The organism is Streptomyces sp. NPDC040622 (assembly GCF_055593965.1).
In genome coordinates this window covers 65,637-87,462 of record NZ_JBVIXD010000008.1, presented here as the reverse complement: position 1 = coordinate 87,462, position 21,826 = coordinate 65,637, and the positions used below count along the sequence as shown (strand labels likewise).

25 protein-coding genes are annotated in these 21,826 nt (G+C 72.8%); 11 read left to right on the top strand and 14 right to left on the bottom strand.

Features of this window, described 5'->3' with window-relative positions; all coding sequences use genetic code 11:
- Positions 1-48 precede the first annotated feature (48 nt).
- Positions 49-363, bottom strand: a complete 315-nt coding sequence (locus ACZ592_RS23645) for a VOC family protein (RefSeq protein WP_471583599.1) — start codon at positions 361-363, stop codon at positions 49-51.
- 131 nt (positions 364-494) lie between these two features.
- On the opposite strand from ACZ592_RS23645, the gene ACZ592_RS23640 reads away from it, so the two are divergent.
- Complete coding sequence (locus ACZ592_RS23640; RefSeq protein ID WP_471583598.1) at positions 495-1,571, top strand: hypothetical protein; 1,077 nt, start codon at positions 495-497, stop codon at positions 1,569-1,571.
- A 46-nt stretch (positions 1,572-1,617) separates the two neighbouring features.
- Here ACZ592_RS23640 and ACZ592_RS23635 read toward each other — a convergent pair whose 3' ends face one another.
- Positions 1,618-3,288 carry a sigma factor gene (locus tag ACZ592_RS23635; protein ID WP_471583597.1) on the bottom strand — a complete coding sequence of 557 codons (1,671 nt, stop codon included), beginning with the start codon at positions 3,286-3,288 and terminating at the stop codon, positions 1,618-1,620.
- A gap of 259 nt (positions 3,289-3,547) precedes the next feature.
- Between ACZ592_RS23635 and ACZ592_RS23630 the strand changes: the two genes are divergently transcribed.
- Positions 3,548-3,961, top strand: a complete 414-nt coding sequence (locus ACZ592_RS23630) for an SsgA family sporulation/cell division regulator (protein WP_471583596.1) — start codon at positions 3,548-3,550, stop codon at positions 3,959-3,961.
- Positions 3,962-4,120: 159 nt separating this feature from the next.
- Here the strand turns inward: ACZ592_RS23630 and ACZ592_RS23625 are convergent, their stop codons facing one another.
- Both ACZ592_RS23625 and ACZ592_RS23620 read right to left on the bottom strand, forming a co-directional pair.
- Entirely contained in the window at positions 4,121-5,134 is a 1,014-nt protein-coding gene (locus tag ACZ592_RS23625; protein WP_471583595.1) for a Gfo/Idh/MocA family oxidoreductase, read from the bottom strand.
- Positions 5,135-5,156: 22 nt separating this feature from the next.
- On the bottom strand, positions 5,157-6,362 hold the full coding sequence (locus tag ACZ592_RS23620) for a D-alanyl-D-alanine carboxypeptidase family protein (protein WP_471583594.1): 1,206 nt from the start codon (positions 6,360-6,362) through the stop codon (positions 5,157-5,159).
- A gap of 385 nt (positions 6,363-6,747) precedes the next feature.
- Between ACZ592_RS23620 and ACZ592_RS23615 the strand changes: the two genes are divergently transcribed.
- Entirely contained in the window at positions 6,748-8,211 is a 1,464-nt protein-coding gene (locus tag ACZ592_RS23615; RefSeq protein ID WP_471583593.1) for an MFS transporter, read from the top strand.
- A gap of 35 nt (positions 8,212-8,246) precedes the next feature.
- Positions 8,247-8,390, top strand: coding sequence for a hypothetical protein (locus ACZ592_RS23610; protein WP_471583592.1), 144 nt, complete (start codon positions 8,247-8,249; stop codon positions 8,388-8,390).
- Between the two features lie 140 nt (positions 8,391-8,530).
- On the opposite strand, the gene ACZ592_RS23605 is transcribed toward ACZ592_RS23610, so the two are convergent.
- The 3 genes from ACZ592_RS23605 to ACZ592_RS23595 all read right to left on the bottom strand — a co-directional run bounded on the left by ACZ592_RS23605 (position 8,531) and on the right by ACZ592_RS23595 (position 10,613).
- Entirely contained in the window at positions 8,531-9,226 is a 696-nt protein-coding gene (locus ACZ592_RS23605; RefSeq protein WP_471583591.1) for a hypothetical protein, read from the bottom strand.
- A 110-nt stretch (positions 9,227-9,336) separates the two neighbouring features.
- Entirely contained in the window at positions 9,337-9,825 is a 489-nt protein-coding gene (locus ACZ592_RS23600) for a glutathione peroxidase (protein WP_471583590.1), read from the bottom strand.
- An 11-nt stretch (positions 9,826-9,836) separates the two neighbouring features.
- Positions 9,837-10,613, bottom strand: coding sequence for an ABC transporter permease (locus tag ACZ592_RS23595; protein WP_471583589.1), 777 nt, complete (start codon positions 10,611-10,613; stop codon positions 9,837-9,839).
- A 151-nt stretch (positions 10,614-10,764) separates the two neighbouring features.
- Between ACZ592_RS23595 and ACZ592_RS23590 the strand changes: the two genes are divergently transcribed.
- The 3 genes from ACZ592_RS23590 to ACZ592_RS23580 all read left to right on the top strand — a co-directional run bounded on the left by ACZ592_RS23590 (position 10,765) and on the right by ACZ592_RS23580 (position 13,344).
- Positions 10,765-11,850 carry an S-(hydroxymethyl)mycothiol dehydrogenase gene (locus ACZ592_RS23590; RefSeq protein ID WP_471583588.1) on the top strand — a complete coding sequence of 362 codons (1,086 nt, stop codon included), beginning with the start codon at positions 10,765-10,767 and terminating at the stop codon, positions 11,848-11,850.
- Positions 11,850-12,500, top strand: coding sequence for an MBL fold metallo-hydrolase (locus ACZ592_RS23585; protein WP_471583587.1), 651 nt, complete (start codon positions 11,850-11,852; stop codon positions 12,498-12,500). The genes ACZ592_RS23590 and ACZ592_RS23585 overlap by 1 nt, the downstream gene beginning before the upstream one ends.
- Positions 12,501-12,630: 130 nt before the next feature.
- A complete protein-coding gene (locus ACZ592_RS23580) occupies positions 12,631-13,344 on the top strand; it encodes a DUF2470 domain-containing protein (protein ID WP_471583586.1) in 714 nt (237 codons plus the stop codon).
- Here the strand turns inward: ACZ592_RS23580 and ACZ592_RS23575 are convergent.
- Positions 13,309-13,596: a DUF1232 domain-containing protein gene (locus ACZ592_RS23575; RefSeq protein WP_471583585.1), complete on the bottom strand. Its 288-nt coding sequence runs from the start codon at positions 13,594-13,596 to the stop codon at positions 13,309-13,311. The two genes, ACZ592_RS23580 and ACZ592_RS23575, sit on opposite strands and share 36 nt — an antisense overlap.
- A gap of 67 nt (positions 13,597-13,663) precedes the next feature.
- Here ACZ592_RS23575 and ACZ592_RS23570 point away from each other — a divergent pair, with 67 nt between their 5' ends.
- Positions 13,664-14,263, top strand: a complete 600-nt coding sequence (locus ACZ592_RS23570; protein ID WP_471583584.1) for an isochorismatase family protein — start codon at positions 13,664-13,666, stop codon at positions 14,261-14,263.
- 42 nt (positions 14,264-14,305) lie between these two features.
- Here ACZ592_RS23570 and ACZ592_RS23565 read toward each other — a convergent pair whose 3' ends face one another.
- The 5 genes from ACZ592_RS23565 to ACZ592_RS23545 all read right to left on the bottom strand — a co-directional run bounded on the left by ACZ592_RS23565 (position 14,306) and on the right by ACZ592_RS23545 (position 18,153).
- Positions 14,306-15,655: a HEAT repeat domain-containing protein gene (locus ACZ592_RS23565; RefSeq protein WP_471583583.1), complete on the bottom strand. Its 1,350-nt coding sequence runs from the start codon at positions 15,653-15,655 to the stop codon at positions 14,306-14,308.
- A 119-nt stretch (positions 15,656-15,774) separates the two neighbouring features.
- Entirely contained in the window at positions 15,775-16,197 is a 423-nt protein-coding gene (locus tag ACZ592_RS23560) for a hypothetical protein (RefSeq protein WP_471583582.1), read from the bottom strand.
- 207 nt (positions 16,198-16,404) lie between these two features.
- Complete coding sequence (locus ACZ592_RS23555; protein WP_471583581.1) at positions 16,405-17,205, bottom strand: inositol monophosphatase family protein; 801 nt, start codon at positions 17,203-17,205, stop codon at positions 16,405-16,407.
- Between the two features lie 67 nt (positions 17,206-17,272).
- Positions 17,273-17,863, bottom strand: coding sequence for an SRPBCC family protein (locus tag ACZ592_RS23550; protein WP_471583580.1), 591 nt, complete (start codon positions 17,861-17,863; stop codon positions 17,273-17,275).
- The gene (locus ACZ592_RS23545; protein WP_471583579.1) at positions 17,860-18,153 is read right to left on the bottom strand and encodes an ArsR/SmtB family transcription factor; all 294 of its coding nucleotides are present in this window, start codon (positions 18,151-18,153) and stop codon (positions 17,860-17,862) included. Before ACZ592_RS23545 ends, ACZ592_RS23550 begins: the two co-directional genes overlap by 4 nt.
- 85 nt (positions 18,154-18,238) lie before the next feature.
- Between ACZ592_RS23545 and ACZ592_RS23540 the strand changes: the two genes are divergently transcribed.
- On the top strand, positions 18,239-19,036 hold the full coding sequence (locus ACZ592_RS23540; protein WP_471583578.1) for a thymidylate synthase: 798 nt from the start codon (positions 18,239-18,241) through the stop codon (positions 19,034-19,036).
- Complete coding sequence (locus ACZ592_RS23535; protein WP_471583577.1) at positions 19,033-19,536, top strand: dihydrofolate reductase; 504 nt, start codon at positions 19,033-19,035, stop codon at positions 19,534-19,536. The genes ACZ592_RS23540 and ACZ592_RS23535 overlap by 4 nt, the downstream gene beginning before the upstream one ends.
- A gap of 33 nt (positions 19,537-19,569) precedes the next feature.
- Here the strand turns inward: ACZ592_RS23535 and ACZ592_RS23530 are convergent, their stop codons facing one another.
- Positions 19,570-20,805 (bottom strand): lactonase family protein, encoded by a 1,236-nt coding sequence (locus ACZ592_RS23530; protein WP_471583576.1) that lies wholly within the window; start codon positions 20,803-20,805, stop codon positions 19,570-19,572.
- Positions 20,806-21,139: 334 nt separating this feature from the next.
- Here ACZ592_RS23530 and ACZ592_RS23525 point away from each other — a divergent pair, with 334 nt between their 5' ends.
- Entirely contained in the window at positions 21,140-21,772 is a 633-nt protein-coding gene (locus ACZ592_RS23525) for a TNT domain-containing protein (protein ID WP_471583973.1), read from the top strand.
- Positions 21,773-21,826 lie beyond the last annotated feature (54 nt).

Genomic DNA, 21,826 nt, shown 5'->3' with positions numbered 1-21,826 from the left:
GCTCCGTCCATGGCCCACGCGAGCCCCTTGCCGCGGCCGTGGATCCTCTTACGGCTGGGGGCAGACGGCCTCGATGTTGTTCCCGTCGGGGTCGCGGACGAAGGCCGGGGTCGCGGACGAAAGCTCTGTAGCAGGACTCGTGGTACTCGGGTCGGAGCCGGGGCGCGTGCGGGATTTCGGCAGCCGTCGCGAGCGCCGCCGCATGGAGACGTCCATGGCGGCGCGGCCGGCCCCGGCGAAGGCGATGTGCACCTCGCGCGCAGGCTCAGGATCGGTGGCGGGGACCAGCCACAACGGGTGGCCGGTGACCCCGAAGCTGATGTTCTCGCCGAACCGCTTCTTGCGCTCGCCCCTCCACGGCAACCCCCGTTCCCCCGCATGCCTTGGAGACCCATCGTGAGATCCGGCCCCTCGCCAAGGCAGTCATCGCCAGGCCACTTCTCGTGGACCGCGTCCGCGGGGAACTGTCAGTGGCTGGTGACAGGATCACCGGCATGGGTCTCCTACGCACCACTCCGCCGCGGCCCGTGGAAGTGACCGCGGTCTTCCCCGAGTTGGTTCCCCTGGCACGATCCGCGCTGCGGCTGCATCCGCGCCCGGGGTCGCCTTCGTTCAGGGACAGCTCGGTCGGTGGGCCATTGTTGTGGCCGGCCGAGGAGCCGTGGCCGCACTGCGAAGACGCGCACTTGCACAGGGACACCGGATTCCGCCGGTCACCGACCGAGGTGCGGCTCGAGAGGCGCTTGCAGTCCCGGCTGAGCCCTGATGGGCCGGCTCCCGCGCTCACGCCCGAGGAGGCGGCGCTCCAGGAGCGCAATGCCGCGTGGCTCGCCGAACGGTTCGACGCCGGTCCTCCCCGGCCCGACGCATGCCCGGTCCCGCTGTTGCCGGTGGCTCAGCTGTTCCTGTGTGACGTACCCCTGCTGCAGCCGCCCGGGCAGGCCGATCTCCTTCAGGTTCTCTGGTGTCCGTACGAGCACGAACCGGATGGCAAACCGGCGACCAGGCTGTTCTGGCGGTCCACCGCGGAGGTCGGCGACGTCCTCGCCACACCACCGGAGCCGTACGAGGCGGACTATCCGGGTTACGTGCCAGAGCCGTGCGTACTGGCGCCGGAAGCGATCACCGAGTACCCCAACAGTCTGGACCTGAGCCCGGAACTGCGGCGGATGCTCGATGACTGGGACAGGTGGCAGGCAGCCGGCGCCGGCGTGGACAGCTCCTACGCGGAGGACCCGAGTGACTTCTATTCCACTCATCTGGGCAACGCACCCGGCTGGAAGGTCGGCGGCTGGCCCCCGTGGGGCCGCACCGACCCCGTCCGTCGCCACTGCGCTGTGTGTGAGGCGCGGATGGTCCCGCTACTGACGATCGCTTCCTGGGAATGGGACGGCGGTGAAGGCCACAGCTGGGCGCCGCAGGAAGACCAGGCCGCCGCCCGCGCCCGCTCCTCGTGCGCGGGTCAATTTCCTTCGCAGCCGACCAGGGTGGAAGTGGGCAGCGCGGACAACATGCAGATCTACGTCTGCCCGGCCTCCCCCGAACATCCGCACACCGACTTGATCCAGTGACCACTCCCTCTCCGCGAACGAGCCCACGCGGACCGTCAGGGGCAAGCTACGAGCTGTGGCAGATGTAGATCGGTCCGATCCAGCGTTCGCAGTCGGGCTGTTCGGGGGACGGCGGGTCCGTCGGGGTCGGGTCTACGGGGGTGGGGTCTACGGGGGTGGGGTCGACCGGGGTCGGTGGCACGGGCGTGGGGGCCGTCGGCTTCGGCTCGACCGGAGTCGGCTCCACGGGTGCAGGGTCGGTCGGGGTCGGGGTCGGGGTCGGCGGAGGCGGGGGCGGGGGCGGCTGCGTCGGTGCATCCGTCGGCGGATCCGTCGGGGTCCGCGTCACCGGGGGAGTGGTCGGCGCTTCCGGGGCGGGCTCCGTCGCCTCTTCTGGCGCGGCCTGATCGGGCGAGGGCGAGACCTGCCCGGGAGCCTGCTGCCGCTCCGCCGCAGGCGTCGGTGTCGGTGTCGGTGCCGGTGCGGCTCGGGGCGGACGCGCGGCCGGTACGTCCGCCGCGCCGGCCCGTCCACCGCCGCCCTCCTCATCCCGAGGCGCATCCCGAGCCGTATCCCGAGGCGCATCCCCTGGCGCAGGCGCCTGCCCGGCAGCCCACCACGGCGGCGCCGACGGCCGCGGCACCCCGCTCTCCGCCGTGGCGACCCGCTGCTGCGGCACGGCGGGCTGACCCGTTCCGCTCAGGACGAGCCCCGCCGCGACGGCCGCACCCGCCACGGTCGCGCCGACCGCCCCGGCAGTGACGGCGGACATCTTGCCGCCACCGGTGAGCACGTGCCGTATGCCGTGCAGAAGCCCGCCGCCGTGGCCCGGGGACCCGGCGGCCGCCGTTCCCGCGGCCGTCCCCGCTGCCGACGGCACGAGGAACCTGCCCGCGCCGCCCAGCACGAAGACCAGCAGGGCGGGTCCCGCGATGGCCGGCAGCCGGTCGTTGGCCCGGCTCAGCAGCGCGAGGCGCGCGCGGCAGTCCTCGCAGTCGCCGAGGTGGGCCAGCAGCCGTTCGGACTGGCGGGGTGACGCCTCGCCGCGGACGTGGCCGGGCATGCGCTCCCAGTGCGTCTCGCAGGCGGGGTCGGAGGGCGAGCCGGGGTGGGCGCGCAGGAAGGCCTGCCGCATGCCCTCGCGGGCCCGGTGCAGCAGCACGGCCGTGGCGCCGCGCCCGGCACCGATGCGCTGCCCGATCGCGTCGAGGGGCTGTCCCTCGGCCTCCGCGAGCCAGAGTGCCTTCACCCACCGCTCGGGCAGCTGCCCCAGCACCCGCGTCAGCAGGTCGACGGAGGAGACGCGCACCGCGGGATCCGGTTCCGCGCCGCTCGCGCCGAAGGGGGAGTCCCCCGCGCCGCCGGCCCAGACGGTCTCGGGGGCCTGCGGATCGCGTGGGGTCTCCCGGCCCGCCGCACCCCGGCCGACCGCCGCCGCCAGGTGCCGCACGGTCGTCATCAGGTACGCCGGTACGTTCTCGATCTCGTGGCCGGCGGACAGCCGCCGCCACACCCGGAAATGCGCCTCGGCGACGAGGTCGTCGGCTACCCAGGCGTTGCCGGTGAGGGAGCGCGCGTAGGCCACGAGGCGTGGCTGCTGTTCCTCGAAGACGCGGGTGTACTCGCCTGTGGCGGGTGCTCGGGCGGGCGTGGTGGCCCGCTCGGCCGCGTCGGTCGGCGTCTCGGCGGCCGGCGCGCCGGATATGCCGGAGGGGACGTCGGCAGGGACGTCGGTCATGGCAGGACACTCTCCTGTTCCCACTGCGAGGGTTTGAGACGAGTTCGCACCATTAAGCGAAAAATATCTGACTTATGAAAGGGGAGTGGCGTAGGTCACATGGATCTTTTGGCGTGTTGGCGTAATGACAGCCCTTGGCGCGGGGTCAAAAGGGCACTGGAGTCCCCGGAAGCGGAATGCCCGGAACCGGAATGCCGGGGACCGGACCGCCGAGAACTGGAACGCCGATACACCGCACCGCCAGAAGTGGAGCCCCCCCATGGACGTCACCCTCGAACAGCCCGCTCGTGCCCGTCTCGTCACCCCTGAGGGCCGCGAGCGCGCGCTGCCCGTGGTCCTGCGCTACTCGGCGGCGGATCCCCTGGCCATCCAGATGGTCTTTCCCTCGGAGGCGTCGCTCGACGGCGCGGAGGTGACCTGGATCTTCGCTCGGCAACTCCTGGAAGAGGGGTTCGGCGCCCCCGCGGGCAGCGGCGACGTCCATATCTGGCCCTGCGGGCGCGCGCGCACGGTTCTCGAGTTCCACTCCCACCAGGGTCTGGCGCTGGTGCAGTTCGACACGATGGCGCTGCGCCGCTTCCTCGTGCGGTCGTACGCCGTGGTGCCCGCGGGCGGCGAAGGGGAGGACCTCGCGCTGGACGAGGGGCTTTCGCGCCTGCTCGGCAGCGTCTGAGTGATCGTCCGGGCTCGCGGATGCCGGGGGCGTGGCCGGGGCGGCGGCGTCCTCGACGTCCCGCGCCCTCGCCGCGCACACGCGCACGCATCATGCAAGGACTGCCCACCCGATCGCCGCGTGGGCCACTGGCGACCGCGACACGCGGACCGGTCGGAGTCAGGCGTACAGTGCGGGCCGCTCGGCCATCTCCACGGTGACGCGTGTGCCGGTGCGCAGTGCCTCGACGCCGGCCTCGGCCACCACCGTCGTCGCGTACCCGTCCCACGCGCCGGGCCCCGTGGCCCGGCCCTCCCGTGCGGCGGCCACCCACGCCCGCACCTCACGGTCGTACGCGTCGGCGAACCGCGTCAGGTAGTCCTGCGGCACCTCCTCGTGTGCGGTGCCTCCCGACCGGACGACCATCGTGTGCGCCTCGCCGAGCCGGGCGCTGCCGCGCTCGCAGACCGCCTCGCACCGCACCTCGTAGCCGAATCCGCAGTTGACGAAGATCTCCACGTCGACGACGGCCCCCGCGGCCGTCTCGAAGACCACCAGCTGCGGGTCGATCAGCCCCTGCGGCGCGTTCGCCGACGGCGTCGGCCGCACCACCGTCACCGCCGTGATCTCCTGGCCGAGCAGCCAGCGCGTCGCGTCGATCTCGTGCGAGACGGAACTGCTGATCAGCATCGAGGACGTGAAGTACGGGGGCGAGGACACGTTCCGGTGGCGGCAGTGCAGCAACAGGGGGCGGCCGAGTCGACCGGAGTCGAGGAGCGACTTCAGGGCCGCGTACTCGGTGTCGTACCGGCGCATGAAGCCCACCTGGATCAGCCTGCGGCCCAGCCGGGCCTCCGCCGCCACGACCCTGAGGGCCGAGGCCGAGTCGGGCGTGAGGGGCTTCTCGCAGAACACGGGGAGGCCGCGCGCGCAGGCCGCGAGCAGCACCTCCTCGTGCGCCGCCTCGGGCGAGGCCACCAGGACCGCCTCCACCCCGGGCGCGCTCACGGCGGCCGCCGCCTCACGGTGCACGGAGACTCCCTCGCGCCCCGCCACCGCCGCCTCGGCCCGCGCCGTGTCGGGGTCCGCGACCGCCACCACGCGGGCCCCGCCCACCGTGCCGCCGATCCGCCGCACGTGATCGGCGCCCATGCGGCCCGCGCCGAGCACGGCCACCCCCAACAGATCACTCACCCGACGGCCTCCCTGTGTCCGCTCAGTCGACGACGCGTCCCGCGTCCGCGCGTCGGGCCACCGTAGCCGCCCGCCGCCGTACCACCACGAAGCAGCCCACGAGCAGGACGACCGAGCCCGCCACGACCATCAGCACGGCGGGCCAGTCGGAGTCGGCGGACGGTTCCATGGCGAGGGCGGCCTGCCCGGCCGCGTGCGCGGGCCCGGGCGCCGTCTTGGAGGCCTTCGGCGGCGGCATCAGGGATCCCACGGGCCGCACCTTCCCGGCGGCCGAGAATCCCCAGTCGAGCAGCGACCTCGTCTCCTCGTACACGGCACGCCCGCCGCCCCCCTGAGGGTTCATCACCGTCACGACGAGCGTGCGCCCGCCGCGCTGGGCCGCGCTGATCAGGGTGGAGCCCGCGTTGGTGGTGTAGCCGTTCTTGACGCCGAGCAGACCCGGATAGGGGCTCACGCCGTCGGCGCCGGTCAGCAGGCGGTTGGTGTTCTGGATGGGGTACGACCAGCCGCCGGCGGGGAAACGGGCGACGCGGGTCGAGCAGTAGCGGGCGAACTCCGGGTTGGCGAGCCCTGCCTTGCCGAAGACTGCCAGGTCGTACGCGGAGGAGACCTGCCCGGCGGCGTCGTAGCCGTCCGGCGACACCACGTGGGTGTCGCGGGCACCCAGCTCACGGGCCTTGTCCCGCATGTCCTGGACGGTCTTCCGCAGCCCGCCGTTGAGCCCGGCGAGGACGTGCACGGCGTCGTTCCCCGAGCTGAGGAAGACGCCCCGCCACAGGTCGGCGACGCGGTAGGCGCGGCCCTCCGCCACGCCCACCATGCTGCTGCCCTCGCCCACCTTGTCCAGCTCGTGGTCGGCGACGACGTGCCGCGTGCCGGCGTCGAGGCGGGGGAGCGCCGTGAGGGCGAAGAGCGACTTGAGCGTCGAGGCGGGCGGCAGCGGGCGGTGCGCGTTCCGTGCGGCGAGCACCTCTCCGGTACGGGCATCGGCCACCACCCAGGCGAGGGCGGAGACGTTGCCGGGCAGACCGGGTGCGCCGGGGCCGGGCCGCACCTGGGTGCCCGGCCGGTCCAGGAGGGTGGAGGAGTACGCGGGAATCGGCCGCGGCGGCGCCGGTTCGGCGGGGGCGTCGGTGGCCGAGACCGGTGAGGACAGGAGGACCAGGGCACCGAGCGTGAGGGCCGCGGTGCGTACGGAGGAGGAGCGCGAAAGGTACCTGATGACCATTCAGTCACCGTAGGAGCGCTGCCCGGAGTCCGCAGATCGGCTTGGACCGGCTGGGGTATCGCTGCTCCGGCCGGGGTGTCCGCCCGTCGTGCCTGATGGCGCGTCACATGGCCCTGGAGCGGGGTTCCTTTCCGAGCACGGGCCGAGCCGGGCGAGCCCGCCGGGGCTCTCAGAGGGCTCTCGGGCACGGGTTGGCAAGGCCCCTGGGGCCAGTTACGGTGATCTCGTCCCGACCGCCCGGCGATCCGGCGGCTTGCGTGCCTCAGCCACGCGGCGATCGCCTCGACGTGGCACTTCGGACTTCCGTGGGCAGCCCTTCCACCCCGGCTCCACTTCTTCGTCTCCTCCCCCTTCCCGCATCGGCGCTCCGTGTCCAGGAGCGCCCTTGGACAGGCCTCGAAGGGGCCCCGACCATGAGGAGAAGTGGGGCATCGTGCGCAAGGACGCGACGGTGGGGGACCGTGCCGGCGGCGCGGAAACGCCGACGGCCACCCGGCGGTGGGCACTCCTCGCCCTGTCCGTGGGGGTGTTCTGCATCCAGCTCGACTCGTTCGGCCTGAACCTCGCCCTGGCGCGGATCGGCCGCGACCTGCACGCGGGCGGCGCCGGTCTCCAGTGGGTGATCAGCGCGTACCTGCTGTCCACCGGCACGCTGATGCTGGGGGCGGGACGGCTCGGTGATCTGCTCGGCCGGCGGCGGCTCATGGTCGCGGGGCTCGCCGTGTTCGGCGCGTCGTCGCTGGGCTGCGCCCTCGCCCCGACCCTGCCCGTACTCGTGGGCGCGCGGGTGGTCCAGGGCGCCGGGGCCGCGATGATCATGCCGGTGGGGCTGTCCCTGCTGACCAACGTCTACCCGGCCGAGCTGAGAGGCCGTGCCATTGGGTCGGCCATCGGCATCGGCGGGATCGCCACCGCCTGCGGTCCGTTCATCGGTGGCGCCCTGACCGAGTCGGTGTCCTGGCGCGCGCTGTTCTGGCTCGACGTGCCGCTCGCCGCGCTCGGCGCGGTCTGCGCCTCGCGCAGCACCGAGAGCCGCGACACGAGTGGGTCCCGCAACGTCGACCTGCGGGGACTGGCTTGTGCCACGGCCGCGCTCGCCGCGCTCTGCGTCGTCATCGACCGAGGGCCGCACTGGTCGTGGCCCGCCACGTCGGCGGGCGGGACCGTCACGGCGGTCCTGCTCATCCTGTTCGTACGGCGGGAGCGGACCGCGTCCCGTCCGCTCGTGGAGCTCGGCCTGTTCCGCAACGGGCCGTACGTGGCGCTCACCCTGGCCGGTGCGGCGGCCAACACCGCCACGGTGATGTTCCTGTTCGTCGTGCCCCTGACCTTCCAGGGCCGGTGGGGCCTCCCGGTCGTCCTCGCGGGCACCGCGTTCCTCGCCCCCGCGCTTGCCATGGCGCTCGCCGGGCCGTTCGCCGGGCGGGTGGCGCCACGGGCCGCGGTACGGATGATGGCGGGCTGCCTCCTCGGGGGAGCTCCGGTCCTTGCGTGCCTCGCCCGGACCTCCTCCCTCACCTGGTACGTGGCGGTGGCCACGGTGGGCGGTGCGCTCCTCGGAGTGGCCAACGCGCTGACGCTCATCGCCACCCAGGCGGTCATCCGGCCGGAGCGGGCCGGGGAGGCGTCCGGAGTCACCAAGACGGTCATCACCGTGGCCGCCGGCCTCGGCGTCGGCCTGGCCGGGGCCGTCACCGACCGGGGCGGTGGTGCGGGTGCGGAAGCGGCCGCCGATACGGCCCTGCTGATCACCGCGGCGGTCTGCCTGGCCGCGGGCGCCGTCCTCGCCGGGTGGATCAGGCTGCGGGAGAACGTGGTGCGGGCGGGGCCGGGGGCCTCGGGGGGATGACCCGCCGACCGGGATCCGGGCCGCCGGGCGGTCCCTTGGGTGCGTCTTCCGCGTGGAGCACCGAGGCGCCCTCCAGCAGCACCGCCACTGCGATCACCGCGCACACCCCGTTGCTCACCAGGTCGACCGCCCTGGAGCCGCCGCTCTCCGGGCGCACCGGGAACGACGTCCACATGTAGGTGAGCAGCGCCCCCGCCGCGAGCGCGAAGACGTGCCGCGGCCCACCCCGTCCGCCGCGACCAGCGCAGGACACCGGCGGTGCCGCACCCCGCGACGAGGCACCACACCGCGGCGCCCACCCATGCGTAAGCGTCGGACGTCACGAGGACCGACGGCCCCCAGTAGAGGCTCGTCCCGGCGAGCGACGCGGCACCGGCCTGCCAGGGACGGGGCGCGTTCCCGGGGGCCGGGGGCCGCCGCCACGAGCGGGCCCTGAGGGCGAGTACGACCAGGGCGGCGATATGACCGCGGCGACGGCGGCGAGTTGGGCGGGGGACGCGAGGAAGTGCTCTTCCGCGTAGTTGCCCCAGAAGACGAGTCCGGCGCCGAGCAGGTACACCGTGGCGGGCACCGTGTAGCCGGTGCGTCCCAGCCACGGTGTCGTCCGGCGCCCGGGGACGCAGGTCTCCATGAGGGCGATCGGTACCAGGACGCTCCACACGGTGTGCGGCGCGAGGATCGCCTGGGTGAGCTCGACGCTCATGCCGATCCCCGGCAGAAACGACGAACCGTGCAGCAGATCCTGGCCCGCGTAGGAGTCGTTCCACAGGAGCTGGTCGACGGGTCCTTCCTCGATCAGCGCGTACGCGACGGCCAGCAGCGCCATGGCGGGCCACCCGCCCCCGTACCGGCGGGCCGTCTCCCGCACGAGGAGGGCGCCGCAGCCGTACAGCGGCGCGACGACGATCCCGAGGCCGAACTCGGCCGCCGTGAGGTTGCCCAGCAGGAACTCGCCGACGAACGGGGCCAGCAGGAAGAGCGCGACGGCGGGGACCGGCCGCCCGGTGGAAGCCATGCTTCGACGCCAGGCGGCGGGCCCCGCGTGAGAATCGTCCGAAAGTCGACGACGGACGGACCAAAGTCGCCGGGACGCCGGAGTTCCCTGGCCGGTGCCTGCCGGGACCGTCAGGCGGGGAGGTGCTTCTCGAGGGCCGTGACGAGCTCGGCGGCGTCGGGCTCGGTCTGCGGGGAGAAGCGCGCCACGACATCGCCCGACGGAGCGATCAGGAACTTCTCGAAGTTCCACCGCACATCGCCCGTGTGCCCCTCCGCGTCCGCCGTGCCGACGAGCCGCTGGTAGAGCGGATGCCGGTCCGCGCCGTTGACGTCGACCTTCTCCGTCATCGGGAACGTCACGCCGTACGTCGCCGAGCAGAACTCGGCGATCTCCTCGGACGTGCCGGGCTCCTGGCCCATGAACTGGTTGCAGGGCACGCCGAGCACGCTGAAGCCGCGCGCCGCGTACTGCTCGTGGAGCCGCTCCAGGCCCGCGTACTGCGGGGTCAGCCCGCACTTGGAGGCGACGTTGACGACCAGGACGGCCTTGCCCTCGTACTGGCGCAGGTCGGCGGGGCCGCCCTGCAGGGCACCGATCTCTTCTTCGTAGACAGACATAGTTGCCGAGCCTACGCCCCGCGGTGCAGCCGGCCGCGGGCGACCAGCTCGACCGTGAGGGCCACGGCGACGGACTGGACGGCCATCAGCGCGATCAGCACGAAGAGCTGCACGGCACCGGCGAGTACGGGTGAGGCACCGCCCAGGAGCATCCCCACGAACGCGCCGGGCAGGGTGACGAGGCCCACCGTGCGGGTCTGGTCGAGGCCGGGCAGGAGCGCGTCGGAGGCGGCCGGGCGGATCACCTCCATGCGGGCGTCCTGGTCGGCCAGGCCCAGGGCGATGCCGGCCTCGAACTCGCCGAACCGGTTGCTCAGTTCGTCCAGGGCGCGGCGGCCCGCGAGGACCGTCGCCGTGAGCCCTCCGCCGATGAGGATGCCGGTCACCGGGATCATCGCGATGCCGCGCACGGGCAGCAGTCCCGCGAGGGCCAGGCCGGTCACCACCGGGACGACGGGCCCCGCGATCGGCAGCGCCGCCCACCACCAGGTGCCGTTCGCCGTGATGCGCCGCCCCGCCGTGCGGGCGGCCACGGCGAACATCAGCAGCAGGAAGCCGAACAGGGCCGCCGTGTGGTGGACGACCCAGCCGATCACCAGAGAGACGGCCCCCAGCTGGGCGGTGGCCCGCACCCCGGCGACCAGGATCTCGCGGGCCCGCCCGCGCGATCCGTCGGGGGCGAGCCGGCGGACGGCGGCCGTCGTCGCGGCGGCGAGCAGCAGCACGAGCAGGGTGACGGCGAGAGCGGTGTTGACCGGCAGCAGGGCCTGGGCGGCGAGGGGACGCACGGGCTCACCCTAGGACCTGCCGGATCGCTCGGCGCCGGTGACAGGCGCGTCGGAGTTCTGCCCGTGCGGGGGAGGGGGACGTGCTGTGTCGGGGCGCTCGACCTGTAACGATGTGACGGGTAAGACGTGCAGAGACAGAGAGGCTGAAGTCATGGCGCAGCAGGTGCAGGGCGTGATCGCCCGCGCGAAGGGCGAGCCGGTGCGGATCGAGACGATCACGGTGCCGGATCCGGGCCCGGGAGAAGCCGTGGTGAAGGTCCAGGCGTGCGGGGTCTGCCACACCGACCTCCACTACCGGGAGGGAGGCATCAACGACGACTTCCCGTTCCTGCTCGGGCACGAGGCGGCCGGCGTCGTCGAGTCCGTCGGTGACGGCGTCACCGAGGTCGCGCCCGGCGACTTCGTGGTCCTGAACTGGCGCGCGGTGTGCGGCCAGTGCCGCGCCTGTCTGCGCGGCCGCCCCCAGTACTGCTTCGACACGCACAACGCGAAGCAGAAGATGACCCTGGCCGACGGCACCGAGCTGTCGCCCGCGCTCGGCATCGGGGCCTTCGCCGAGAAGACCCTCGTCGCCGCCGGACAGTGCACCAAGGTCGACCCGGCCGCCTCGCCCGCCGCGGCCGGGCTCCTCGGCTGCGGCGTGATGGCGGGCATCGGCGCCGCCATCAACACCGGAAACGTGGGCCGGGGCGACTCGGTCGCGGTCATCGGCTGCGGCGGCGTCGGCAACGCCGCCGTCGTGGGAGCCCGCCTCGCGGGCGCGGCGAAGGTCATCGCCGTGGACATCGACGACAAGAAGCTGGTGACGGCGAAGAACCTCGGCGCCACCCACACCGTCAACTCCCGCTCCGCCGATCCGGTCGCGGCCGTGCGCGAGCTGACCGACGGCAACGGCGCCGACGTCGTCATCGAGGCGGTCGGCCGCCCGGAGACGTACGAGCAGGCCTTCTACGCCCGCGATCTGGCGGGCACCGTCGTCCTCGTCGGCGTACCGACCCCGGAGATGAAGATCGAGCTGCCCCTGCTCGACGTCTTCGGCCGGGGCGGCGCGCTCAAGTCGAGCTGGTACGGGGACTGTCTGCCCTCGCGCGACTTCCCGATGCTCATCGACCTGTACCAGCAGGGGCGCCTGGACCTCGACGCGTTCGTCACGGAGACCATCGCCCTCGAAGACGTGGAGAAGGCCTTCGAGCGCATGCACCACGGCGACGTCCTGCGTTCGGTGGTGATGCTCTGATGGCGGCCGAAGCCACCGCGCCCGGAGTGCGCGTCGACCACCTCGTCACGTCGGGGACCTTCTCGCTGGACGGCGGGACCTGGGAGGTCGACAACAACGTGTGGATCGTGGGCGACGACAGCGAGTGCGTCGTCATCGACGCCGCCCACGACGCGGACGCCATCGCGGACGCGGTGGGGGAGCGGCGCCTCGTCGCGATCGTCTGCACGCACGCCCACGACGACCACATCGACGCGGCCCCGGCGCTCGCCGCCCGCACGGGCGCGCCGATCCTGCTCCACCCGGCGGACACGGAGCTGTGGAAGCAGACCCACCCCGACCGGGCCCCGGACGGTGAGCTCGCCGACGGGCAGGAACTGACCGTCGCGGGCACGGTCCTGACGGTGCTGCACACGCCGGGGCACTGCCGAGGCGCGGTCAGCCTGCACGCCCCCGCCCTCGGCACGGTCTTCACCGGCGACACGCTCTTCGCCGGCGGCCCCGGTGCGACGGGGCGTTCCTTCAGCGACTTCCCGACGATCGTGGAGTCCATCAAGGAGCGGCTGCTGACGCTGCCGGGCGAGACGGTGGTGCGCACCGGACACGGGGACAGCACCACGGTGGGCGCCGAGGCGCCGCACCTCGAGGAGTGGCTCGCCCGAGGTCACTGACCTCCCCGTTCCGTCAACTGGCGTACGTCTCATGGCCCCGCGTGGTTCGCCGCGCGGGGCCATGAGACGTACTGGCCCTGTTCCGCAATCTCAGATAAGTTAGGCAAGGCTTACCTAATGGAGGTTGAGGATGGGTGTCCGTCACAGCAGCACGACCGTGCCCACAGCGGCGGCACGCGCTCGTTCAGTGCTCGCCACCGCATGGTCCTGCGCGGTGACCACGGAAATCGGCAGGGACGAACTCGTGGGCGCGCACAGCGTCACCGAGGACGGCAGGATCCGGCTGTCCCCGCCGGAGGACAGTGCGCTCGCCGCCGCGCTCATCTGCGCCCCGCGCGGTGAGCCGTCCACCCTGGTCGAGTTCGCCGACGTCGCACCCGTGCCTCTCAGGGACCGGATCCGCGCACGGCTCTGGCTGTCCGGGTCCCTGGCGTACGACGGGGAGCACCTCGTCTTCGAGCCGACCTGCGCCGTGCTGCACGACTCCGGCGGGGAGCGCCACGGGGTCGAGCTCGACGAACTGGCCCTGACCGTGCCCGATCCGCTCGCCGAGGCGGAGTCGCGGCTGCTCACCCACCTCGCCGACGCCCACCCGGACGCCGTCGAGCAACTCACCCGCCTCATCAGCCCCGACAGCCTGCAGGGTGTGGTGCGGGTGCGACCGCTCGCCCTCGACCGGTACGGCATCTCGTTGCGTCTGGAGCGCGCCCGCGGCCAGGCCGACGTCCGGCTCCCCTTCCACCACGTCGTCGAGGACGTCACACAGGTGACGGACTGCATGCACGCGCTCCTGATGAAGGCCCGCCTGTCAGCCACGCGGCGCGGCCGCCCCGTCGGAGGCTGACCGCATCGACCGCAGTGCCAGCACCAGCACCCCGATGTCGTCCAGGAATATGGGATCGGGCAACAGGTCCGCGGGCAGCACGAGATAGGCGATCGCGCCCCAGAAGACCCACTGTCGCTCGACGGGAAGTCCGGCTCTGCGCAGGGCGCGGCGGGTCCGGACGAGACGTACGAGCAACACGACCGCGACGGCGAGCGTCGCGGCGACCAGAACGGCGGCGCCGACAAGGAGAACGGCCAGTTCCGTGCTCATACCCCCACGTTAATCACGTTGAGGTCCCGCGTCCCGTAGGCATGATGGCGGAGTGACACAGCATCCGATGCCCACGAAGCCCGCCCAGTCCCCTGTGCCCCTCCAGCCCGTGGCACCCGCCCAGGCCCTGATCCTCGTCGACATGCAGTCGGCCTTCGTCGGCGGTGACACCCCCGTGCCCCACGCGGAACGACTCCTCGAGCGGGTGGAGGGTCTGCTGGCCAGGGCGCGCGAGGGCGGTGCGCTCGTCGTCCACCTGCAGAACGACGGCGAGCCCGGCGCCGAGGACGAGACGGGCACTCCCGGCTGGGAGCTCCACCTGCACGTCGACGCCGACCGGGGCGAGGTCGTCCTGCGCAAGACCGTGGACGACGGCTTCCACGAGTCGCGGCTGGAGGAGCTGCTGCGCGACGCCGGCGTGAAGGAACTGGCCGTGTGCGGCGTGATGTCGGAGATGTGCGTCAGGGCGACGGCCGCCATCGCGCTGGATCTGGGCTTCCGCGTCGTTCTGCCGCACGACGCGCACGGCACGTACGACATCCCGGCCGCCGCGGGCATCAGCGACGTGGTGCCCGCAGCGACGGTGTCGCGCGTCGCGGAGTGGTCACTCGGCAGCGACGTCGAGATCATCGCGCGGGCGGCGGAGCTGGGATTCACGAAGGCGTAGCGGCGGAGGCGCGGCCCCGGCGGCCCGCCCCTCCGCCGTCCGTCACCCGGCCTTCGTGCTGTTCCGCAGCCGCCACTGCCTGAGCCCGTGGGCCCGGTGGTCGTGCTCGAAGCCGGGACCGAGGTGGCCGGCCCGCTCGTACGCCTCTTCGGTACGCGGGTCGTCCCGTCGGGCCAGTCCCCAGGCGGCCTCCAGGCGCAGCATCCGGTCCTCGTCGTCCAGCAGGGACATCAAGGCGTCGGTGACGCCGGGGGCGTGGCCGGGCGAGGCGGCCAGCGTCGCCCCGGCCGTCCCGCGCACGCGGGCGTCCGGGCTGTCGACCAGGGCGATCAGTGCCCGGGTGACCTCCGGCAGGAGCGTGGCGTCGCGTACGCCCACCTCGCAGGCCCGGAGCCGCACGTCCGGGTCGGGATCGCGCACGAGGGTGAGCACCGCCTCCCTGGCCGCCGCCGAGCGCAGGTGGTTGTCCTGGACGAACGCGTACGGCACTTCGCGGCGCACGCGGGCGTCGGGATGGCCGACGTGGCGGAGTCCGATGGCTTCCTGACCGGGGTGCTCGTACTCGGAGAGCGCCTCCAGCACTATGGCGAGCAGCGCGCTGTCCGTCTCCTCGGCGGCCCAGTCGAGCAGAAACTCGCTCTCCCGCGCCCCGGACCGGGGATGGCCGGTGTCGCAGAACGCGCGCGTCCGCAGATAGTCGGCCACGAAGAGGCGGTGCGCCGGATCGGGGTGACGCCGGTGGGCCACCACCGCCGACCAGGTCGCCTCGCTCCGGCGCCGGGCGAGGACGGAACAGGCCGCCCACCAGTCCACATGCTCGCGGTCCGGCTCGCGCAGGGCGCGGGCGAACAGTGCGTCGACCGGCGTCAGGACGAGGAAGGCCTCTTCGAGCGAGGTCAGGACGGCACCGTGGCCGGCCCGTACGACGTGGCCGCCCAGCGACACCAGTTCGACCCAGTCGCACGCGTCGTCCGGGACGCGGGCCGTGACCGCGGGGCCCGTCGCGCCGGTCCTGCGTCGCAGCTCTTCGGCCGCTCCCGTCTCGTACCAGCCACGGGCCAGGGCGAGGAGCCGCTCACGGGCGGCCACCGGCAGCCGCAGCCGGGGTTCCTTGCCGAGCACGGCCGCGCAGAGCGCGGGCGAGCCACCGTCAACGGCACGCCACAACGGAGTCGTGCCGTCCGGCAGCACCCGGTCGGGATCGGCTCCGCCTTCCACCAGGGCTTCGGCCACGGGCGCGTCGTACGCCGCCACCGCTGCGCACAGCACGGGCAGCCCGTCGGCATCCGCCGTGTCCGGATCCGCGCCCTCGGCCAGCTGGGACCGCACCGCCTCGGCGTCCCGGTCCCGCACCGCGGCCGTGAGCCGGCCCCCGAGTCCGCTCCCGCCCATCCACCCGCCCCCTTGCTCCCCTTGCTCCGCCCACCACCGTAAGGACGGTACGCAGGAGTCCGGTTGGGCGGGTGGGTGTGCGGGGAGGGCGAACGCGGGCTGGGTCGCTCCCCTTGCGGTCAGCCGCAGTTGAGGTTGGCGACCGGGCCGATCTTGGTGCCGCTGACCGGGCCGCTGCTCCAGTGCAGGATCACGCGGTGGTCGTGGACGCCCGCACAGCCCGCGCCGAGCCCTCGGCCCGCGCTGCCGACCCAGCGCTCCTCGGCGTCGTTGGCCCAGCCCCACCAGCGCGAGCTCTGCAGCTGGGCGGTGAAGGTCCAGTTGTTGGCACAGCCGGAGCTGGAGGCCCCGGCGCCGACGTGGCCGGGCCGGTCCTGCGCGGGGGCCGTGACGTCGAAGGTGCACCCCTGGACGGTGAACGTCATCTTCTCCGGAGCCTTGGCGGTGTCGGCCCGCGCGGCCCCGGGGGCGGCGAGGCCGAGGGCCGCGAGGGTGCCCGCGGTGGCGATCATGGCGGCGTAGCGGCGAGGGACGCTGAACATGGTGACTCCCCGTGTGAGGCGGTTCTCGGGTCGACGCCCCGGCCGTGCGGACCGGGTGCGGTGGCGTCCGTGCCGTGGTCACGGCGGTGCGCCATAACGGGATGAACGCCCCGGAACCGGCACGGACACGGCCTGACCCCCGCTCGGCGGCTGTGTTCCCCCGGAAGCCCGCCGGTGCCGCGTGGCGCCGAGGCGGGGCCGCGGGCTTCAGCCGCGGATCATCGACATCAGCAGGGCGTGGGTCTCGGCGTCGGCCGCCACCACGAGCCCGCGGCCATCCCGTCCGACCGGCCCGCCGTCGATCCCGGTGACCACGCAGCCCGCTGCCCGGCACACGGAGATCCCGGCGGCGAAATGCACGCTCCGCGAAAGGTCTCCGCCGTCCGTCACGTACGCGGCCCGTCGGCCCGCCGCGACCCAGGCCAGCGCCAGCGTCGTGGAGCCGACCCGGGGCCGGAAGTGCTCGACGAAGTCGGGGCGGGCCAGCAGGTCCACGGCGCGGAAGCCGGGTGCGCCCGGGAACGGCGGATCCAGGTTGACGTCGACCAGCCGCGACGAGGACGTCGGGACCAGCGGGGTGTCGGCGTCGCCGTCGCGCATCCAGGCCACCGTGCCGTCGGTGCAGAAGACCTCGCCGGTGAAGGGGTCGGCCACCGCTGCCGCCCCGTCGCGCAGGGCGACGTTGACGGCGACCAGCATGGTGCCGACGGCGTAGTTCAAGGTGCCGCACAAGGGGTCCACCAGCCACTGGCGCGGAGCGTCGGCCGCGCCCCGCTGCCCACCCTCCTCGCCGAGCACCGCGTCCTCGGGCCGAGCCGCCCGCAGGACGTCCAGGATCGCCTTCTCGGCCGCCACGTCGGCGGCGGTGGCGAAGTCCCCGCCGCCCTTGTCGACGCGGGCCAGGCGCTGCCCGTACAGGCCGCGCACCACGTCGGCGCCGGCGCGGACGCTCGCTGTCGCGACGTCGGCGTCGGTGGAACTCGTCGAGACCGCAGGTGAGTTGATCATGCCGGGCAGCCTACTGAGGCGCCCGGCGGGACTGGTCGCGGCGGGCGCGATCCCACGGGACGCGCTGTCACTGGAGCGGCGGCTCTTCGTCCTTGATCTCGTCCTTGATGTGGTCGGGCATGCCGGTGTTGGGGATCCCGAGCTTGCGTGCGTACCGGTCGTTCAGCTCCGACCAGCCGAAGTCGACGGCCGCCGCGCCCCGGATGGGCGGGATGGGCCGCCCCTGGAGCAAGGCCTCGGCCACGTCCAGGCAGAGGTGCCAGCCTGCCGCGACCTTCGGGATCCAGTCGCGTTCCGCGACGGTGTGCCGCAGTGCCAGCCGGGAGCCGGTGTCCGTGGCCGTGAGCTCCCAGCGGAGCAGGTCGGTGCCGAGGGTGTACTCCAGCAGCGTCGAGGGCTCGGCGCGCACGACCTCGGCCGGCATGTCCTGAGGAGCCTCGTCGTCGATCATCGTGATCGTGGCGGCGCCCGCCTCGGCCAGGCTGCGGTCCCCGGTGTAGGGAGCCCACGCGGCGAGCTGATCGGGCTCGGTCAGCGCGGCCCACACCTTCTCGGGCGGATGTCGCAGGTCGCGGGTGAGGACGAGGGTCCAGCGGCCGTCGGACGTCTCGCAGTCGACCGGGCCGAGCGGGCTCGGACGGTAGGGGTCGGGGCTCATGGCTGCTCCAGGGCGTCGAGGTGGCGGTCCCACAAGGTGCGATAGGGCTGGAGCCAGTCGTCCAGCGTCTGGAAGGGGCCCGCGTCGATGCGGTAGATCCGCCGCTGCGCGTCGGTGCGCGAGGTGACGAAGCCCGCGGTCCTGAGCACCTTGAGCTGCTTGGAGACCGTGGGCTGGCTGAGGCCGAGCGAGTCGGCCAGGTCGTTCACACTGCTCTCGGCCTCCAGGAGCCGGGCGAGTATCCGGCGGCGGGTCGGCTCGGACAGCACGGTGAACGCATCGGGGACCATTCCCTTATATTCCGATCCGAGTATATGCCTGTCAAGGTATACACTCGGATCGGAGCACCTGCGGAGAGCAGTAGACTCGTCGCCCGTGGCGGACACCCAGTACGAAGACCTGTTGCAACTAGTGCTCACCTCGGGGACGGCCAAGGCCGACCGGACCGGCACCGGCACCCGAAGTGTCTTCGGGCACCAACTGCGGTACGACCTTTCGCAGGGGTTCCCGTTGGTCACCACCAAGAGGGTGCACCTGAAGTCCATCGTGTACGAGCTGCTGTGGTTCCTGCGGGGCGACTCGAACGTCGGCTGGCTGAAGGAGAACGGCGTTCGCATCTGGGACGAGTGGGCCGACGAGAACGGCGAACTCGGACCGGTCTACGGCGTCCAGTGGCGCAGCTGGCCCACCCCGGACGGCACCCACATCGACCAGATCAGCGACGTGCTCGACACCCTGCGCCGCGACCCCGACTCCCGACGGATGATCGTCTCCGCGTGGAACGTCGCCGAGCTGGACAAGATGGCGCTCGCGCCCTGTCACGCGTTCTTCCAGTTCTACGTGGCCGACGGCAGGCTCTCCTGCCAGCTGTACCAGCGCAGTGCCGACCTCTTCCTCGGGGTCCCGTTCAACATCGCCAGTTACGCCCTGCTCACGCACATGGTGGCGCAGCAGACCGGCCTGGAACCCGGCGACTTCATCTGGACCGGTGGCGACTGCCACATCTACGACAACCACGTCGAGCAGGTCACCGAGCAGCTCTCGCGCACCCCGTTCGACTTCCCGAAGCTGAACCTGCGCCAGGCCGACTCCCTGTTCGACTACGCGTACACCGACGTGGAAGTCCTCGACTACAAGCACCACCCGGCCATCAAGGCCCAGGTCGCCGTATGAACATCGGGCTGATCTGGGCGCAGACCGTCGACGGCGTGATCGGCGCGGACAACACCATTCCGTGGCGGCTGCCCGAGGACATGGCGCACTTCAAGGCGACCACCCTCGGCCACCCCGTGGTGATGGGCCGCCGGACCTGGGAGTCGCTGCCCGTGCGCTTCCGTCCGCTGCCGGGCCGGCGCAACATCGTGGTGACGCGCAACGAGGGGTGGGAGTCCGAGGGCGCGGTGCGCGCCGGATCCATCACCGAGGCCCTCGACCTCGCAGGCCGGGCGTCGGAACAGCCCGCCTCCGGCTCGGTCTGGGTGATGGGCGGCGGGGAGATCTACCGCGCCGCCCTGGAGCACGCCACCGAGCTCTCGGTGACGGAGATCGACACTCCGGTGACCGGCGACACGTACGCCCCGACTCTCGACCCGCGGTGGCAGGTCGCCGAGGACACGGACTGGCTGCTCTCGACGACCGGCCTTCGCTACCGCATCCGCGGCTACCGGCGATAGGCGGGCGGACCTGCCGGTGTGGCAGCGAATCCGTCAGAGCGGCAGCGCGCACACGGCGATCGGCGCCGCGAACGGCGTGCCCGCGAGGCTCAGTGCGCCGCTGCCGCCGTCGACCCGGAAGACACTCACCGAGCTCGACTTCTGGTTCGCGGTGAACAGCAGCCGCTGGGACGGCGAGAAGGCCAGCTGGCGGGGGAATTCTCCGCCGACGGGGACCGTGTCCAGGAGGCGCAGCCGGGCGCCGTCGCCCTCGATCGCGTACCGCGTGATGCTGTCGTGCCCCCGATTGGCGAGGAAGGCGAAACCACCCTCGCGCGTCACCACGATCTGCGCCGGGTAGCTGGTGCCGCTTCCCGTGCCCGTCGACTGCGGTTCACCGGGCGTCAGGCGGCCGTTCTCGGGGTCGTACGCGCAGACCACGACGGTGTTGTCCAGCTCGTTGGCCAGATACGCGAAGCGCCCCGAGGGATGGAAGGTCAGATGGCGCGGACCCGCGCCCGGCCGCAGGCCCGCTCGGGAGACGCCGCTCAGCGTGCCCGCCTTCTCGTCGAGGCGGTACGTGTACACGGTGTCGTTGCCGAGGTCGACGGCCAGGACGTGGCGGCCGTCCGGCGTCGTGCTGATCTGGTGGGCGTGCGGCCCGGTCTGGCCGGGGCCCGGCGCCGGATCGGAGTGCGTGACCAGGTCCGTGCGCTCACCGAGCGCGCCCGACGCCTCGATGGGGTGGACGGCCACGCTGCCGGTCCCGTAGTTCGCGCTGAGCAGCCAGCGCCCGCCGGGGTGCACGGAGAGGTGACAGGGGCCGCCTCCGCCGGTGTCGCGCGTGCCGAGGACCTCGTGCCCGCCGGAGGGGGACAGCGCGACGGCGGTCACGCCGCCGTTCTCCCGCTCGTCGACGGCGTAGAGCGTGCGGCCCGAAGGGTGCACGGCCAGGTAGGAGGGATCGGGGACGCCGGTGATCGTGCCGGCACCGGTGACGTGGCCCGTCGCGTCGTCGTACGTGGCCAGGCCGATGCCTGTGCCACCCCCTTCTTGCGAGGTGTACGTGCCCAGGAACAACCGGCCGTCGGCGCGCGGCCGGTGCGCCGCGGAGGACGCCTCACCCCGGTGTGCGGGGGCCGGGCGCTCCCGCTCCGCAGGCCCCGACGAGGCACAGGCCGAGGTGGCCGACACGATCCCCGTCGCGGCCGCGCCCACCACCGCACCCAGGAACCGCCGTCGCCCCGGGCCGCTCCCGGCACCCGTGGCCGACCCCGCTCCACCGTTCATGGCTGCACCTCGTGCGTCGGTAGTGACGTATGTGACAGACACAGTGCCTCCTGCACGAGAGGCGGGACAAGAGGGGGTGCGTCGGCGTGCCGCATCCGGGGAGTGTCGGCCGAAGAGCCGATATTGCGCCAACTAGCGCGCATCGCCAGCCGACTTGACCACCGAGAGCCACGACTCCGATACGGTGTGCGAGCTATTGGCGCCGCCCACGTACAACGTGCGGGCGGCGCGCGGAGTGCTGACCGCACGTAGACGCCCGAGGAGTCGCTGAGTGGACCACAGCCGTGTGATCCGGATCCGTACCGTCCTGGCCGCGCTCGGTGTCGCCGGCGCCATGGCGGCAGCGCCCGCCGCGAGCGCCACGGCTGTCGCCGCGCCCGCACCGCCGACGTCCGCCGCCGCGGCGCACGACCCGTGCACGGGCGAATTCCACGGAGACACCCGGCTCGGTCCGAAATGGCTTCCCAAGAAGGGGCAGCGGCCCGTCGGCCCGCTCCTGAAGAACTGGAAGCGGACGGGCAAGCTCGCACCGAAGGCCTTCCTGAAGAAGTACTGGGAGGGCCCGGCGGAGACCGGCAGCTGGAAGTACCCGCCCAACGACGGCTTCGGGACCGTCAACGGCCAGGTCGACAAGCACCCCGAGCTCCTGGAGAAGGGCGAGGACCTCGACCGCTTCGGCTCGGAGTTCGGTGGCTACCTCGCGCCCGCCGGTGACGCGTACGCGAAGCGCGCCCTGCCGCCGCAGAACCTCAACACCCGAGATGCCGCGTTCGCCTGCGACTACCGCGTCTACGAGGTGAGCAAGCCGTTCTACGTCTGGCAGGGCAGCATCGCTCCCTGGTTCGAGCAGCCCGGCGGCGGTCAGCAGATCAAGCTGGACCCGATCTTCCTGGACCCGGGCGAGGGGCAGCGCCTGAACGTGAAGTGGCTCCTCGACCACGGCTACCTGGCGCCCGCGAACGACTAGGGCCTGTCTTCACACCCCTGTCTGCAGCGCGAGGAGAGAGGCGGGCGCGGGTTC